Source organism: Micromonospora sp. NPDC048894 (genome assembly GCF_040649765.1).
Classification (GTDB): domain Bacteria; phylum Actinomycetota; class Actinomycetes; order Mycobacteriales; family Micromonosporaceae; genus Micromonospora; species Micromonospora antibiotica.
Map to the genome: position 1 here is coordinate 11,337 of NZ_JBEZFY010000004.1, position 15,934 is coordinate 27,270.

A 15,934-nucleotide genomic window follows, 5' to 3' on the forward strand; every position below is an offset into this window, starting at 1 on the left:
TCGCCTCAGAAGGGATGCCCGATGGCGTCGCCTGCTTTCGCGGACCGTCCGGACCCGCTGGCGGGTCACCCGCAGGCCCTGCGTCCGCTGACCGCCGACCTGGTCGCCGCCGTGCTGGCCCACCGGGGGTACGCCGTGGTCACCGACGACGACGGGGAGCTGGTGGGCCGCTGGGACGACAGCCTGATCTGGTTCCTGCGCCGGGGCACCCTCGACGAACTGCTCCAGATCCGCACCGTGACGGCACCTACCTTCGGCATCGACCACGTGCCGGCGCTCTACACGTTCTGCAACACGTGGAACCACGACCAGCTCTGGCCCAAGGCGTTCGTGCACGTCGGCGACGACGGCCGGGCCCAGGTCTGCGGTGAGGTGGTCACCGACCTGGAACGGGGGGTCACCCCGCACCAGCTCGACCAGTTGCTCGACTGCGGCATCACCGCCGGCTGCCGGCTCGCCGCCGCCGTCGGCCTGCTGCCCGGGGGGACGCCCGGATGACCGCCGGGTTCCGCCCCGGGGCGGACCGGCCACCCGCCCGCCGCGATCCCACCCTGGCGTCCGCGCTCGCCGGGGCCGCGGATCTGCCCGACGGCGAGGCCCGGCTGGCCGAACTCGACCGGATCGCCGCCCGCGCCGACGCGCTCGGCGACCCGCACTCCGCCCTGGACGCCCGGTTCGCGCTGGTGGCGGCCTACCTGCGGCACGGCGGGCGGTGGCGGATCATCGAGCCGGTACGCCGCCTGCTGGCCGCCGTCGACGGCTCCCCCGACCTGCTCGACGGCCGGCCCGGCGACGCGGAGCTGCTGCGGCGGCACCTGCGGCAGGCGGTGGAGGCGGCGATCGGCACCCCCCGGATCGGGCTGGACCAGGCGCAGTCGTTCCTCGACGCGCTGGCCCGGCGGGTCGGCGAGGACGCGGGTGTGGTCGCCCAGCTGCGCTGCCGGCTCGCCGACCACCGCGGCGACGAGCCGACCGCCCGCCAGTGGTACGAGCGGTGGACGGCCGCCGAGGCGGACCCGGAGGCCGGTTGCCCCGGCTGCCTGCTGGTACGCCGCGCCGACCTGCTCGCCGGTTGGGGCGACGACCGGGCCGCACTGGACACGCTGCGCCCCGCGCTCGACGGTGGGGTCGACTGCACCGACCAGCCGGAACGGGCCCTCGCGGTGGGGCTGCTGCCGTGGCTGCGCACCGGGGCGACCGCACGGGCCGCGACGGCGCACCTGCGGGCGTACCGGCGGCACCGGCGGGAGCGGGCGGCGTTGCCGTACCTGGCCGCGCAGTTGCGGTTCTGCGCGTTGGCCGGGCACCCGGACCAGGCTTTGGACATCCTCGCCGAGCAGCTGCCCCGGCTGGACCACCCCTACGACGACCTGTCGGCGATGGAGTTCGCCGCCGCCGGGGCGCTGGTCTGCGCGCTCGCCGTCGAGGCCGGCCGGGACGGTCGACGGGTACGCCGTCCCGGCCACGGCGACCGGCCCGCCGCCGAGCTGGACGTGGCGGCCCTCGGCACCGACCTGTCCGCCGAGGCGACCCGGTTGGCGGGCAGCTTCGACGCCCGCAACGGCACCGGCCACCACGCCGGCCGGATCGCCGCCTGGCTGGCCGGACGACCGACCGGTGACCCGGTGCCCCTGCCCGAGCCGGACGGCGTCGACGAGCCCGACGACGAACCGTTCCTGCCCTCGGCCGAGGAGCCCGCCCCGCTGAGCCTGACGCAGCTCACCGCCGTGCTGGACGTCCGGGGCGACGTGTACGCGGTGGACGCCGCAGGCGTGGTGGTGGGTCGCTGGGACGAGGCAGTGGTGCAGTTCCGCCTGTTGGGCGGGCACGGGGAGATCCTGCACGCCCGGGTGGTGGCGGCCCGGCGGCTGGCGGCGGGACGGCTCGCCGAGGCGTACGAGTTCTGCAACGCCTGGAACCACGACCGGCTGCTGCCGAAGGCGTACGTGCACGAGCTGCCCGGCGGTGAGCTGGTGCTGGCCGGCGACGTCACCACCGACCTGGCGCACGGGGTGGCCCCGACGCAGCTCGGCATCCTGGTCGACGCGGCGGTGAGCACCGGCGTCGCGTACGCCAGGGCCGTCGCCGCCCTGCCCTGACCCGCCCGGCGCCGAACAGCCCAGCCCCCGAACAGCCCAGCGCCGTGCCGCCGCCCCGGGCGGCCCGGACGCGGCGCGACCCCCGACCACCGGGCGGTGGGGGTCGGGGGTCGCGGTACCGGAGGCCCCGGCGCAGCCTGTCGACAGCGGCAGGGGGCGGGGCGCGGCGGGTGGTGCGGTCAGCGCGCCGACCCGGCGGTCCGCGCCCGCATCCGGGTGGTGGTCTGCGGCTGCGCGTCCTGCCGGCCGTCGGCGGTCACCAGGGTCAGGTTGTTGCGCTCCAGGATCTCGTTGACCGGCTGGAAGAAGGTGACCCCGCCGACGGTGCAGTCACCGGAACCGCCGGAGGTGACGCCCTGCGCCTGGTCGCCGGAGATCCACGAACCGCCGGAGTCACCCGGTTCGGCGCACACGTCGGTGCGGGTCAGCCCGGTGACCGTCCCCTCCGGATAGTTCACGGTGGCGTTGCGGGCCTGGACGACACCGCAGCGGGCCCCCGTGGTGGAGCCGGAACGGCAGATCGACGCGCCGGCCGGCATCTCGGTGGAACCGTTGACCGGCACCACGCCGCCGTTGAAGTCGTTGACCACCCCCTGCGGGGTCCACTGGCCGTTCGTGCGCACGACCGCCCAGTCGTCCCCGGGGAACGACGACGCCGCGAAGACGCCCTGCTGGGCCTGGTTGAAGCCGGTCGTCCGGTCGCCGACCCGCCCACAGTGCCCGGCGGTGACGAAGCCGCCCACCACCGAGAAACCGATCGAGCATCGGCCCACGTCGTTGATGAAGAACGGGTCCCCGCCGACCAGGTCGAACAGTGGACGCGGCTGCTCCCGTGAGGTGGTGATCCGGACCGCCCCGGCCGGGGCCCCGCTGCCCGCCGCCCACCGGCGGGCCCGCGACTCGGCACCCGGCTGGGCGAGCACCACCACGGAGTTGGTGGCGACGTCGACGTACCAGCCGGTGATCGCCGGGGACGCCTGCCGACCCACCGAGTCGAGCCGGCTCTTGGCCGCGTCCAGCTCGGTGACCGCGCGGTCCACCGGCTTGGGCACCGCACCGGCGGCCCGGACCCGCTGCGCCTGCGCCGGGTCGGCGACCGCCACGTTGAGGGTGGAGCCGTCGTCGCTGAGCCACGCCCCGCCGTAGTCGTTGCCGAGGGCGGCCCGCAGCCGGGCCAACCGCCCGGTGGCCTGCTGCTCGGCGGTCAACCGCCGGACCGCCTGGTCCCGGCTGATCCGCAGGTCACGGCTGAGCGCGTCCACCACCTCCGGAGCCACCCCGCCGGTGGCCTTCGGGCCGGTCCCACCGGCGTTCGGCGTGCCCTGGTCCCCGGCGAACGACGGCAGGGTGACCGCCGCCGTCAGTCCCGCTGCCGCCAGCACGACGCCGATCGCTGTCATCCGTCTGCGGTCCATCCGTCATGCTCCTCCCGGCCGACGCGGGGTACGCCCGCCGCGATGGGGTACGGAAACGGGTACCGCCCGGATGAGCCGATCCACACTTATCGACGGACCGTGTCCATCCCGTCACGCAGTCGGGCGTCCTGGCTACCCCTGACAGGGTGTGGTTGGCCGGGTGGCCGCCGCCAATACTGGGAGTCATGCAGGCATCAGGACAGCTCGGCGAGTTCCTCCGCTCGCGCCGCTCCCGGCTCAGCCCCGAGGAAGCCGGGGTGGTCACCTACGGCGGACGGCGACGGGTCCCGGGGCTGCGCCGGGAGGAGCTCGCCCTGCTGGCCGGGGTCAGCGCCTCCTACTACGCCCGGTTGGAGCAGGGCCTGGCCACCAACGCCTCCCCCGAGGTGCTGGACGCGCTCAGCCGGGCCCTGCGCCTCGACGACGCCGAACGCCGTCACCTGTCCGGGCTGGCCGCCGGTGGCCGCCGCCCGGTCGCCCGCCGGCCCCCGCCGGAGCGGGTCGATCCGACCGTGCGGCAACTGGTCGCCGCACTCGGCGACGTACCCGTGCTGGTGCTCGGCCGTCGCCTCGACGTGCTGGCCTGGAACGTCGCCGGGCACGCCCTCTTCGCCGGGCACCTGGAGCCGGCGGCGGTGGACCGGCCGGACCGGCGGCCGAACATGGCGCGGCTGATCTTCCTCGACGCGCACACCCGTGACCTGTACGTCGACTGGCCGGCCAAGGCACGAGCCGTGGTGGCGACCCTGCGGGCGACCTCCGGGCAGCACCCGGCGGACCCGTTGCTCGCCGCGCTGGTCGGCGAGCTGGCGGTACGCAGCCCCGAGTTCGCCGCCGCGTGGGCCGACCACCGGGTCAAGGCCGGCGGCCACGCCGGCTACGAGATGCGACACCCGGTGGTGGGCGTGCTGGCCGTCACCCAGCAGACCCTGCGGACCGAGGACGACCAGGTGCTGGTCGTCGCCACCACCGCGCCGGGTTCCCCGTCCCAGGCGGCGATGACGCTGCTCGTGCACACGGCGGTCACCGGCCGGGCCGCCGACCGGCAGCCGTTGCCCGCGCCCGGCTGACCCCGCGCCCCACCCGGGCAGCAGAGCGGCTCTGCTGCCCCACCCGCACCGGCGGGCCGGCGTGAGCCGGCCGGTCGACGCTGCGCCGACACCGCGAGACGAGGGCACCTGACCAGGTGCCGGACCGTCCGCGCCCGAAACCGGGCCCACTCCCGGGCCCCTCACCAGAAGGACGAACCATGCGCAGAAGAATCCTCACCCTCGCGGTGGCCGCCGCGGCGGCCGGCGCCCTGGCCGTACCGTCGGCGGTCCCGGCGTCGGCGGGCGTCCCGGCCTCCGCCGTCACCCCGGCCCGGTCGGCCCCGGCGGCACGGATCGCGGTCCACTTCGACCTGACGCGGGGGCAACTGCCGGAGAACATCACCCTGGGCCCCGACGGCACGGCCTACCTCACGTTCGCGGCGGCCCGGCAGGTCGCCGCCGTCGACCCGGCCGGCCGGACCCGGGTGCTGGCCACCCTGGCCGCGCCGGCCGACGGCGGCGTCGCCACCCCCGTGCTCGGTTTCGCCCTGACCAGCGGCATCGTCCGCACCGACGACGGCACGATCTATGTCCTGTACGCCAGCGGCGACGCCGCCAGCACGGGTCTGTACCGGATTCCGCCGGGTCAGACGCCCCGGCGGATCGCCGCGCTACCGGCCGACGGGCTGCCGAACGGGCTGGCGCTCGACCCGACGAGCCGGACGTTCTACGTCACCGACTCGGTGCGCGGCACCATCTCGACCGTCCCGCTGGCCGGTGGTCCCGCCCGGGTCTGGTCGTCGGCGTCCGCGCTCGCCCCGACCGGTTTCCTCGGCGTCAACGGCGTCAAGGTCCGGGGTGGCGCGGTCTGGGCGACCAACCTGGACCAGGGCACCCTGCTGCGGATTCCGCTGCGGGCGGGCCGGCCGGGTGCCGTCGAGGTCAGGGCGACCGGGCTGGTCGGCATCGACGACTTCGCCTTCGCCCCCGACGGCCGGGTCGTCGCCGCCCTCAACGGGCCCAACACGGTGGTCGGCATCGACCACGACGGGCGGACCCGGACCCTGCTGACCGGTGCAGACGGGCTCCAGAACCCGACCTCGGTGGCCGTACGCGGGCACACGGTCCTGGTGGCCAGCGCCGCCTACGTCACCGCGACCGACCCCAACCTGATCGTGGCCACCCTGCGCCACCGCTGAGCCCACCGGCAAACGGGCCGGCCACCGTCGTCACGACGGTGGCCGGCCCACGGCGTCCGGGTGGGGAACCCGCTCAGACCTCGACCACGGTCGGGACGATCATCGGACGGCGGCGGTACGCGTCGTTGACCCACCGCCCCACGGTGCGTCGGACGATCTGTTGGAGCTGGTGCGGATCGGTGATGCCGTCCGCGGCGGCCCGGTTCAGCGCCTCGGTGACCAGCGGGATCACCGGGTTGAACGCGGCCGGGTCCTCGGAGAAGCCCTTCGCCGACAGGGTCGGGCCGGCGACCACCTTGCCGGTGACCGAGTCGACCACCACTGTGGTGGCGATGAAACCGCCGTCGCCGAGGATCCGCCGCTCGGTGAGCAGCGACTCGCTGACGTCGCCCACGGCCAGACCGTCGACGTAGACGTAACGGCTCTTCACGTGCCCGACCACACTGGCCCGGCCCTCGACCAGGTCGACGACGTCGCCGTCCTCGCAGATCACCACCCGGTCCGGGGCGACGCCGGACTCGATGCCGAGCCGCGCGTGCGCCCGCAGGTGCCGCCACTCGCCGTGCACCGGCATCAGGTTGCTCGGCCGCACCACGTTGAGCAGGTAGAGCAGTTCACCGGCGGGGGCGTGCCCGGAGACGTGCACCTTGGCGACGTCCTTGTGCACCACCACCGCGCCGGCCCGGGCCAGCCGGTTGATCACCCGGTAGACCGAGGTCTCGTTGCCGGGGACCAGCGACGAGGCGAGCACGACGGTGTCGCCGGGGGCGATGGTGATGTGCCGGTGGTCGCCGCTGGCCATCCGGCCCAGGGCGCTCATCGGCTCACCCTGCGAACCGGTGGACATCAGCACGATCTGGTCGGGCGGCAGCGTGGTGGCTTCCTCGATCCCGATGACCAGGCCGGCCGGGATGTTGAGCAGGCCGAGGTCGCGGGCGATGCCCATGTTGCGGACCATCGACCGGCCGATCAGCGCCACCTTGCGGCCGTGCTCCAGCGCCGAGTCGAAGACCTGCTGCACCCGGTGCACGTGCGAGGCGAACGAGGCGACGATGATCCGCCCCTTCGCCTTCGCGAAGATCGAGTCGAGCACCGGCCCGATCTCCCGTTCCGGGGTGACGAAACCGGGGATCTCGGCGTTGGTGGAGTCCGACAGGAGCAGGTCGACACCCTCCGCACCGAGCCGGGCGAAGCCGGCCAGGTCGGTGATCCGGCCGTCCAGCGGGAGCTGGTCCATCTTGAAGTCACCGGTGTGCAGCACCAGGCCCGCCGGGGTACGCACGGCCACCGCGAGCGCGTCCGGGATCGAGTGGTTGACCGCGAAGAATTCGCACTCGAACGGGCCCAGCCGCTCCCGGCCGCCCTCCCGGACGGTGAGCGTGTAGGGCTGGATCCGCCGCTCGGCCAGCTTCGCCTCGACCAGGGCGAGGGTGAACTGGGAGCCGACCAGGGGGATGTCCGGCTTGTGGGCGAGCAGGTACGGCACCGCGCCGATGTGGTCCTCGTGGCCATGGGTCAGCACGATCGCCTGCACGTCGGCCAGCCGGTCCAGGATCGGCCCGAAGTCGGGCAGGATCAGGTCCACGCCGGGCTGCTCGACGTCGGGGAAGAGCACCCCACAGTCGACGATGAGCAGCTTGCCGTCGTACTCGAAGACGGTCATGTTCCGACCGATGGCACCGAGTCCGCCGAGCGGGATGATCCGCAGCCCGCCCTCGGGCAGCGGCGGGGGCAGTTCACCCTCGAATTGCGCCTCGGTCACGCGTCCACCTCATTCTGCGACGCCGTAACCCGGCGTCCGTCGTGTCGTTCGGTCATTCGGGCAGGTCCAGGCCCGCCGCCGCGCAGTCCGCGCGCAGCAGGGCCAGTTCGTCGTCGGTGGCGTCCGCCAGCGGCGGCCGCACCGGCCCGGCGGGCAGGCCCGACACGTTCAGGCCCGCCTTCACCAGGATGGTGCCCGGGCTGCGGAAGATCCCGGTGAGCAGCGGCATCAGCCGCCGGTGCAGGGTCAGTGCCGTGCCGGAGTCGCCCGCGTCGTACGCCTCGATCATCTGCTTGACGAGCGCGCCGGTGAAGTGGGTCGAGGTGCCGACCAGGCCGACCCCGCCGATCGCCAGGGTAGGCAGGGTGAGCGAGTCCTCGCCGCTGTAGAAGGCGAGGTCGGTGCGGCTGGTCACCCAACTGGTGGCGGTCAGGTCACCCTTGGCGTCCTTGACCGCGACGATCCGTTCGTGTTCGGCCAGCCGCACCAGCGTCTCGGTCTCGACGGCCAACCCGGTGCGGTGTGGCACGTCGTAGAGCATGATCGGCAGGCTGGTGCCGTCGGCGACCGCGGTGAAGTGCCGCAGCAGGCCCCGCTGCGGCGGCTTGTTGTAGTACGGCGTCACCACCAGCAGGCCGTGCGCGCCGGCCTTCTCCGCCGCGGCGGCCAGCTCGATGGTGTGTCGGGTGTCGTTGGTGCCGACGCCGGCCACCACCTGGGCCCGGTCGCCGACCGCCTCCACCACCGCCCGGAGCAGGGCGTCCTTCTCCGCGTCCGTGGTGGTCGGTGACTCGCCGGTGGTGCCGTTGATCACCAGCGCGTCGTTGCCCTGCTCGTCGACGAGGTACGTCGCCAGCTGGACGGCGCCGTCGAGATGCAGGGAGCCATCGGCGGTGAACGGGGTCACCATCGCGGTGAGCAGTCGCCCGAACGGGCGCGACAGGCCCCGGTCGGGGGTGGCAGGGTGGTCGTGCGTCATGCTCACAACCTAGCGGACGAGCACCGGACGTCCGGTGGGGAAGGGCTCAGGACAGCTGTGCGTGCGGGCTCGTCGCCACCTCGGTGCCGTCGGGCAGGGTGGTGACGGCGAAGTCGGCGAACACGTTCGGGGCCACCCGCTGGAGCTGCCGCAGGCACTCCACGGCCAGCTCACGGATCTCCACGTCGGCGTGTTCGGTGGCCCGCATCCCGATGAAGTGCCGCCAGGCGCGGTAGTTGCCGGTGACCACGATCCGGGTCTCGGTGGCGTTGGGCAGCACCGCCCGGGCCGCCTGCCGGGCCTGCTTGCGGCGCAGCGTCGGGTTGGGTTCGTCGGCGAACCGCTGCTCCAGCCCCTCCAGCAGCTCGGTGTACGCCCGGACGCTCGCCTCGGCCGCCTCGACGAACCGCTTGTGCAGCTCCGGGTCGTCGGCGATCACCGCCGGCTCGACCATCGCCGCGTCCCGCTCCGGGACGTAGCGCTGGGAGAGCTGGGAGTAGGAGAAGTGCCGGTGCCGGATCAGCTCGTGGGTGAACGAGCGGGACACCCCGGTGAAGTAGAAGGTCACGCTGCCGTGCTCCAGCACCGACAGGTGCCCGACCTCCAGGATGTGCGCCAGGTAGCCGGCGTTGGTGGCGGTCGCCGGGTTCGGCTTCTTCCAGCTCTGGTAGCAGGCCCGGCCGGCGAACTCGGCGAGCGCCTGGCCGCCCTCGGCGTCGGTCGACCACGGCACGTCGTCGGGGGCCTGGAACTGGGTCCACGCGATCAGCTGCACCTGGGGCTGCACCATCTCCGGCATTCCTGCGACTGTAGTGGCCGGGTGGGCTGCGGGGAAACCCGGGCCGCCGCCCCTGACCAGCGCGATCACCGATGGTGCGGGTTCCGGGCGGCCGGCGGGTGGCCAAGGTCTCGCACCGGGGCCACCGGGTGACGTCGTCGCAGCCGACCGCCCGCCCCGGTGTGTCACGGTCGGGCCGGCGACGGGGGCTGCCCGGCGCGGCCGGGTCAGACGTAGAGGGCGGTGAACGGGGGCCAGGGCAGGTTGCGCAGCACCGAGAAGGCCAGCCAGACGGCGAGGAACCCGCCGATCACCGGGGAGCTGAGCCGCAGCTCGGGCAGCCGCCACCCGAACGCCTGCTTACCGGCCCAGGCGACGAAGAGGTAGGCCAGGAAGGGCACCGCGAAGACGAAGACGACGTGGTGCCGGGCGGCGGCGGGCAGGTCGGCGTGCAGGAGGTACCACAGCGCGCGGGTGCCCCCGCAACCCGGACAGTCCAGCCCGGTGGTCAGCTTGAGCAGGCAGCTCGGCGGGGCGTCCGGGTCACTGGTGGTCGGGTCACTGACCAGCGCGTACGCCATCCCGGCGCCGACGCAGCCCAGGGCGGCCAGCGGGGCCGCCCAGCGCGGCGAACGGGCGTGCAGCCGGAGCACGAAGCGGGTGAGCCGGTCCGGCTCGGGCTGCTGCCACGCCACCGGCGGCCCCGCCGACCAGGAGCCGGGGGGCAGCCCCTCGACGTTTCCGCCCACCCCCGGGTGCGGGTGCCCGTGGACGGCGGCCGGGTCGGTCGGCGTGCCGACGGGGTACGGACCGGTTGGCGTGCCCACGGGGTACGGGTCGCTCAGCGTGTGGGTGGTGCCGGCCGGCGCGGAACCGGTCGACGTCGGATCGGTGCCCTGCCCCGACCGGCTCGGCCCGGTCGGCCCGTCAACGCTCGTCACGGCCTCACGGTACACCGGTGAGGCTGCGCAACGCGGCGGCCAGCGGGGCGGCCAGGTCACCCGCCGCAGGTGGGGCGACCGCGTCCAGGCCGAGCCAACCGGCGAGCCGACGCAGCTCGGCGGCGAGCGCGACGGCGGTCTCCCCCGGGTCGACGCCGGGCTCCTGCCAGGCCGCCGGCACCAGCAGCACCCCGGCCTTGCGGTCGGCCTTGAGGTCGACCCGGGCGGTGAACCGCTCCCCCTGCAGGAACGGCAGCACGTAGTAGCCGTGCACCCGCTGCGCGGCCGGCACGTAGATCTCGATCCGGTAGGCGAAGCCGAACAGCCGTTCGGTGCGGGCCCGCTCCCAGACCAGCGGGTCGAACGGGCTGACCAGGGTGTTGCCCCGGACCCAGCGGGGCAGCCGGGCGTCGACGTGCCGCCAGGCCGGCTGCCGCCACCCCTGCACCGTCACCGGCACCAGCTCACCGGCCTCGACCAGCTCGGCGACGGCCTGCCGGGCACCGGCCAGTGGGAGCCGGAAGTAGTCCCGCAGCTCCGGCTCGGCGGCCACCCCCAGCGACCGGGCGGCCACCGCGACCAGGGTCCGGTACGCCTCGGCGTCGGTCGGCGTGGGCGCGTCGAGCACGGCCGCCGGCAGCACCCGTTCGGGCAGGTCGTAGCGGCGGGCGAAGGAGGGCGTCCGGTCGGCGGCGGTGACCTCGCCGGCCCAGAAGAGGAACTCCAGGGCCCGCTTCACCGCCGACCAGTTCCAGCCCCAGTGGCCGGTCTCCCGGGGCGCGTCGTGCTCGATCTCGGCGGCGGTCAGCGGCCCCCGCGCGGCGACCTCGTCACGGACCCAGGCGACCAGGTCGGGCTGCTCCTCGGCGATCCGCCGCATCCCGCCCCAGGCGTCGTCGCGGGCCTTGGCCATCCGCCAGCGCAGCGCGGGGTGCAGCCCCACCGGCACCAGGGACGCCTCGTGCCCCCAGTATTCGAACAGCTCCCGGGGGCGGCGGTAGGCGGCGGTGTCGAGCAGGGCGGTCGGATAGGGCCCGAGCCGGCTGTAGAGCGGCAGGTAGTGCGCGCGTTGCAGCACGTTGACCGAATCCATCTGGATCAACCCGACCCGGTCGAGCACCCGGCGCAGGTGCCGGCGGGTGGGTGCCCCGGTGGGCGTCGGGTCGGCGAACCCCTGGGCGGCGAGCGTCAGCCGCCGGGCCTGGGCGAGCGAGAGCGATTCCGGTGCGACCATCGCCGACGACCCTAGACCAACGGTACGACACCGGAGCGGACGCTGGACCGACCGCCCGTCGAGGCATAGAACGGACACATGCTCACCATCCGTCGCGAGGAGCCGGACGACGCCGAGGCGATCGCCCGGGTGCACATCCACGGCTGGCAGGCCGGTTACGCCGGCATCATGCCGGCCGAGGTGCTGGTCCGGCTCAACCCGGTGGCCTGGGCGCAGCGCCGACGGGACGTGGGCACCGCCGACCCGGAGCACCCGTTCACCACCCTGCTCGCCGAGGTCGACGGGGTGCCGTCCGGGTTCACCACCTTCGGCCCGTACCGCAACAACCAGGACCGGGGCGACCTGGACCCGACGTACGGCGAGGTGCTGGCGATCTACGTGGAGCCGGCGCGCTGGGGTGACGGCACCGCGCAGGCGCTGTTCGCCGCCGCCCGGGACGGGCTGGCGGCCAACGGCTGGCGGGAGTACCGGGTGTGGGTGCTGGCCGACAACGTCCGGGCCCGCCGGTTCTACGAGCGGGCCGGCCTGTCAGCCGACGGTGAGCGGTCCCGCTACCGGGTGCCGCTGGCCGGCGGCGGACCCCCGGTCCACCTCGACGAACTGCGTTACACCGGCCGGCTCCCCGGCTGACCCGGCCGGCCGGGCCACCGCACCGGGCGGGCCGGCGGGCCGGGTCGTCCCATCCCGGCCGGTGGGCCCCGACGGGCCGCCCGGCCGGCCGCCGACCGGGGCGGCCCAGGTGCGGATCGGCAGCAGCGCCAGCAGCGCGAGGCTGATCCAGACGTAGGTGTTGCTGCCCAGGAAGCCGGTGACCCCGGTGAAGTCCTTCTCCCAGGCCCAGACGATCCGGCTGCACAGCAGCAGGTAGCAGACCACCGCGAGGGCCAGCAGCGCCCGCCGTCGCAGGCTGCCGGCAGGCGCGGCGACGGCGTTGTCGACCAGCAGGATCAGCGCCGGGATCAACCAGACCAGGTGGTGCACCCAGGTGACCGGGCTGACCAGGCACATCAGCGCGCCGGTCAACGCCAGCCCGGTGGCCTCGTCGCCGAGCGCCACGGCGGCCCGGCAGCGCCAGGCCCAGACGGCCAGGGTGACCAGCACCAGCGCCAGCCAGGCCAGGGTGCTCGGATGCTCCGGGTTCAGCCGGGCCACCACCCCGCGCAGCGACTGGTTGGACACGAACGCCAGCTCGCCCACCCGGTCGGTGTTCCACAGCGCCGACGTCCAGAACTCCCGGGTGGCGTCGGGGAAGAGGGCGGCGGCGAGCAGCGTGGCGGCGGCCGAGGCGGCGACGGCGGTGGCGGCGGCCCGGAAGCGCCTGGTGATCAGCAGGTAGACGATGAAGACGCCCGGGGTCAGCTTGATCGCGGTGGCCAGCCCGATGCCCACCCCGGCCCACCGGTTGCCGGCCGGCAGCAGCCGCAGCAGGTCCACCGCCACCAGGAAGAGCAGCAGCATGTTGACCTGGCCGAAGTTGACCGTCTCGCGCATCGGCTCGAACGCGGCGGCCAGACAGAGCGCCACCGCCAGGACGAACCAGCGGGTCCAGCCGGCCCGCCTGGCGACCGGGTCGAGCAGCCACCAGACCAGCACCGCGCTGACCACCACCGTGGCGGCCACGCTGACGGTGATCGCCACCGGCCACGGCAGGTACGCCATCGGCAGCATCACCAGCGCGGCGAACGGCGGGTAGGTGAAGCCGTACTGGGTGCCGGGCTTGAGGTAGTCGTAGATCTCGCCGTGGTCGTGCACCCAGAAGGTCAGCGCGCCGTAGTAGACCTTCAGGTCGAAGAAGCCGTGCCGGACGGCCGCCACGGAGAGGAAGGCGGCCACCGCGACGGCGAGCACCACCACCGCGACGACCTGCCCGGTCGTCCGCCTGGCCCCCTGCGCCACCGTCGTCTCCCTCGCTGTGGCCTAGGCTTTCGTGCCATGGCTCTGGGGTTCGTCCGCCCGGCGCGTCCGGAGGACGCCGCCGAGATCGCCCGTGTGCAGCTCGCGACCTGGCGGGTCGCGTACCGTCGGCTGCTGCCCCGGCACGTGCTCGACAACCTGGACGAGGCGTGGCTCGCCCGGCGGTGGAGCGCGGCGGTGCAGGAGCCGCCCTCGGCCGCGCACCGGGTGCTCGTCGCCGTGGAACAGGCCGAGCAATCCTATCTGGTGGGGTTCGCGGCTTCCGGGCCGGCGGACGCCGAGGCGCTCGCCCCGGGCGAGCCGGCCACGGCGCTGGGCGCCGGGGTGGTCGCGGTGACCGACCTGCTGGTGGAGCCGCGCTGGGGGCGGCGTGGGCACGGCAGCCGGCTGCTCTCCGCCGCCGTGGACGGCTGGCGGGCCGACGGGTTCACCCACGCGGTGGCCTGGGCGTTCGACGGCGACGAGGCGACCCGTAAGTTCCTCACCAGCACCGGGTGGGAGCCGGACGGCGCGGCCCGTGCGCTGGACGTCGACGACATGCTCGTCCCCCAGGTACGGCTGCACGTCGCGGTCCCCACCGAACCGGACGACACACCCGCGCCGGAGTCGACCGACACGCCCTGAACCGGCCGAATCTGTCGGCCCGCCCTGAACCGGCCGAATCTGTCGGTCCACCCTGGTAGACCGGAGGCGGCGGGGTGCCACCGACGGTGAGGGAGACGGGCATGTTCCGGGACACGAAGGCGTTCAGCGGGTTCTCGGCCGACGACACCGACCGGGCCCGGGAGTTCTACGCCGGCACCCTCGACCTGCGGGTGTCGCAGCTCGGCGGCCCCGGTGGGCTGCTGATGCTGCACCTGGCCGGCGACCGGGACGTGGTGGTCTATCCCAAGGCCGACCACGTGCCGGCCACGTTCACGGTGCTCAACTTCCCGGTGGCCGACGTCGACCGGGCGGTCGACGAGCTGACCGCCCGGGGGGTGCGGTTCGCGCGCTACCCGGGGTTGCCGCAGGACGACCGGGGGATCATGCGTGACAACGGGCCGACGATCGCCTGGTTCACCGACCCGGCCGGCAACATCCTGTCGGTGATCGAGCAGGAGTGACGCCGCCGGGGTCAGCGGCGCAGCTCGGCGACCAGTTCGTCGTCCTCCATCACGCCGGTGGGGGCGAAACCCAGCGAGGTGTAGAGCCCGGCGGCAGCCGTGTTGCCGGGGTGGTACGACAACCGGACGGGGTGGGTGGCGTCCGGCCCGGCCAGCCAGTCGGCGAGGGTGCGCACGGCGGCCCGGCCCACCCCCCGGCCCTGCTCGGCGGCGTCGACCACCATCCCACCGATCCACCGCGACCCGTCGTCGTCCACGCCCCACATGACGTGACCGGCCACGGCGTCGTCGGCGTACACGGCCAACGACGTCCAGACGTCGGAACGCATGGTCAGCAGCAGGTAGCGGGCCGCCAGTGCCGGCACCCAGTCGCGTTGGTCGTCACGGGGGGCCAGGTCGGCCACCGCCCGCCAGTTGTCGTCGTCCACGGGACGCAGGGTGACCCGCCGCCCGGTCCGATCGGTGAATCCGGAATCCAGCACCGGGGCAGCCTAGGGCCGGCCCGGCGCACCGCCAAACGAATTGGCCGACACCACCCACGGCACCCGGCTCCGCCCGCGGTCCGTGCCCCCACCCGGCGTGCCCCGCCGCTCCACATCAGGCCGGACACGCCGGCCGAGACGCGGGCTGCGCGGCTGAGCTACGCGGCGCGCGGCTGAGCTACGCGGGCTGGGCTGGGCAGTGAGTGAGGTGAGGCTAGTCGAGCAGGGCGTCCAGGCCGACGGTCAGCCCGGGCCGCTGCCGGACCGCCCGCACTGCCAGCAGCACCCCGGGCATGAACGACACCCGGTCGTACGAGTCGTGCCGGATGGTCAGCGTCTCGCCGAGAGTGCCGAACAGCACCTCCTGGTGGGCGAGCAGGCCGGTGGCGCGGACCGCGTGCACGCGTACCCCGTCGATGTCGGCGCCCCGCGCCCCCGGCACCTCGTCCTTGGTGGCGTCCGGCATCGGGCCGAGACCGGCCTCGGCGCGGGCCTGCGCGACCAGCCGGGCGGTGTGGGTGGCGGTGCCGCTCGGCGCGTCGAGCTTGCGCGGATGGTGCTGCTCGATAATCTCCACGGACTCGAAGTGCCGGGCCGCGCGGGCGGCGAACTGCATCATCAGGACCGCGCCGATGCCGAAGTTGGGGGCGATCACCACCCCGACGTCGGGCCGGTCGGCCAGCCAGCCGCGCACCTGCTCCAGCCGCGCCCGGGTGAAGCCGGTGGTGCCGACCACCGCGTGCACACCCCGGTCGACGCACCAGCGCAGGTTGTCCATGACCACGTCCGGGGTGGTGAAGTCGACGACCACCTCGGCGGCCTCGGCCCCGGCCAACTCGTCGCCCTGGTCGACCGCCGCCACCAGCGCCAGGTCGTCGGCCCCGTCGACCGCCCGGCACACCTCGGCGCCCATCCGGCCCCGGGCACCCAGCACACCGACCCGAATAGACCCGTCGCGGCCCTGCTCCTGCTCGTCAGTCACGCGGCACAACCT

The 15,934-nt window shown here is 74.4% G+C and carries 16 protein-coding genes; 7 read left to right on the forward strand and 9 right to left on the reverse strand.

Annotation, left to right across the window (positions count from 1 at the left end):
• Positions 1-21: 21 nt before the first annotated feature.
• On the forward strand, positions 22-498 hold the full coding sequence (locus tag AB0C22_RS09675; protein ID WP_357534482.1) for a YbjN domain-containing protein: 477 nt from the start codon (positions 22-24) through the stop codon (positions 496-498).
• A complete protein-coding gene (locus AB0C22_RS09680; RefSeq protein ID WP_357534484.1) occupies positions 495-2,099 on the forward strand; it encodes a YbjN domain-containing protein in 1,605 nt (534 codons plus the stop codon). Before AB0C22_RS09675 ends, AB0C22_RS09680 begins: the two co-directional genes overlap by 4 nt.
• 179 nt (positions 2,100-2,278) lie before the next feature.
• Here the strand turns inward: AB0C22_RS09680 and AB0C22_RS09685 are convergent, their stop codons facing one another.
• Positions 2,279-3,514, reverse strand: a complete 1,236-nt coding sequence (locus AB0C22_RS09685) for a S1 family peptidase (RefSeq protein ID WP_219468506.1) — start codon at positions 3,512-3,514, stop codon at positions 2,279-2,281.
• A gap of 185 nt (positions 3,515-3,699) precedes the next feature.
• On the opposite strand from AB0C22_RS09685, the gene AB0C22_RS09690 reads away from it, so the two are divergent.
• Positions 3,700-4,584 (forward strand): helix-turn-helix transcriptional regulator, encoded by an 885-nt coding sequence (locus tag AB0C22_RS09690; protein ID WP_357534486.1) that lies wholly within the window; start codon positions 3,700-3,702, stop codon positions 4,582-4,584.
• Between the two features lie 179 nt (positions 4,585-4,763).
• Positions 4,764-5,744 (forward strand): hypothetical protein, encoded by a 981-nt coding sequence (locus AB0C22_RS09695; protein WP_219468500.1) that lies wholly within the window; start codon positions 4,764-4,766, stop codon positions 5,742-5,744.
• A gap of 73 nt (positions 5,745-5,817) precedes the next feature.
• Here the strand turns inward: AB0C22_RS09695 and AB0C22_RS09700 are convergent, their stop codons facing one another.
• The 5 genes from AB0C22_RS09700 to AB0C22_RS09720 form a co-directional block, all read right to left on the reverse strand.
• On the reverse strand, positions 5,818-7,506 hold the full coding sequence (locus tag AB0C22_RS09700; protein ID WP_145918435.1) for a ribonuclease J: 1,689 nt from the start codon (positions 7,504-7,506) through the stop codon (positions 5,818-5,820).
• Positions 7,507-7,558: 52 nt separating this feature from the next.
• Entirely contained in the window at positions 7,559-8,485 is a 927-nt protein-coding gene (gene dapA, locus AB0C22_RS09705) for a 4-hydroxy-tetrahydrodipicolinate synthase (RefSeq protein ID WP_357534488.1), read from the reverse strand.
• Positions 8,486-8,531: 46 nt separating this feature from the next.
• Positions 8,532-9,275, reverse strand: a complete 744-nt coding sequence (thyX, locus tag AB0C22_RS09710; protein WP_208569371.1) for an FAD-dependent thymidylate synthase — start codon at positions 9,273-9,275, stop codon at positions 8,532-8,534.
• Positions 9,276-9,490: 215 nt separating this feature from the next.
• On the reverse strand, positions 9,491-10,204 hold the full coding sequence (locus AB0C22_RS09715; RefSeq protein WP_219468496.1) for a DUF2752 domain-containing protein: 714 nt from the start codon (positions 10,202-10,204) through the stop codon (positions 9,491-9,493).
• Between the two features lie 4 nt (positions 10,205-10,208).
• The gene (locus AB0C22_RS09720) at positions 10,209-11,438 is read right to left on the reverse strand and encodes a crosslink repair DNA glycosylase YcaQ family protein (protein WP_357534490.1); all 1,230 of its coding nucleotides are present in this window, start codon (positions 11,436-11,438) and stop codon (positions 10,209-10,211) included.
• Positions 11,439-11,516: 78 nt separating this feature from the next.
• Between AB0C22_RS09720 and AB0C22_RS09725 the strand changes: the two genes are divergently transcribed.
• A complete protein-coding gene (locus tag AB0C22_RS09725) occupies positions 11,517-12,068 on the forward strand; it encodes a GNAT family N-acetyltransferase (RefSeq protein ID WP_219468488.1) in 552 nt (183 codons plus the stop codon).
• Here AB0C22_RS09725 and AB0C22_RS09730 read toward each other — a convergent pair.
• Positions 11,967-13,334, reverse strand: a complete 1,368-nt coding sequence (locus tag AB0C22_RS09730) for a glycosyltransferase 87 family protein (protein ID WP_357534492.1) — start codon at positions 13,332-13,334, stop codon at positions 11,967-11,969. The two genes, AB0C22_RS09725 and AB0C22_RS09730, sit on opposite strands and share 102 nt — an antisense overlap.
• A gap of 36 nt (positions 13,335-13,370) precedes the next feature.
• Here AB0C22_RS09730 and AB0C22_RS09735 point away from each other — a divergent pair, with 36 nt between their 5' ends.
• Both AB0C22_RS09735 and AB0C22_RS09740 read left to right on the forward strand, forming a co-directional pair.
• On the forward strand, positions 13,371-13,976 hold the full coding sequence (locus AB0C22_RS09735; RefSeq protein ID WP_219468480.1) for a GNAT family N-acetyltransferase: 606 nt from the start codon (positions 13,371-13,373) through the stop codon (positions 13,974-13,976).
• A gap of 101 nt (positions 13,977-14,077) precedes the next feature.
• Positions 14,078-14,458, forward strand: coding sequence for a VOC family protein (locus tag AB0C22_RS09740; protein ID WP_219468478.1), 381 nt, complete (start codon positions 14,078-14,080; stop codon positions 14,456-14,458).
• 11 nt (positions 14,459-14,469) lie between these two features.
• Here AB0C22_RS09740 and AB0C22_RS09745 read toward each other — a convergent pair whose 3' ends face one another.
• The gene (locus AB0C22_RS09745; protein ID WP_219468476.1) at positions 14,470-14,940 is read right to left on the reverse strand and encodes a GNAT family N-acetyltransferase; all 471 of its coding nucleotides are present in this window, start codon (positions 14,938-14,940) and stop codon (positions 14,470-14,472) included.
• A 214-nt stretch (positions 14,941-15,154) separates the two neighbouring features.
• Positions 15,155-15,922 carry a 4-hydroxy-tetrahydrodipicolinate reductase gene (gene dapB, locus AB0C22_RS09750; RefSeq protein WP_219468473.1) on the reverse strand — a complete coding sequence of 256 codons (768 nt, stop codon included), beginning with the start codon at positions 15,920-15,922 and terminating at the stop codon, positions 15,155-15,157.
• Between the last annotated feature and the right edge of the window lie 12 nt (positions 15,923-15,934).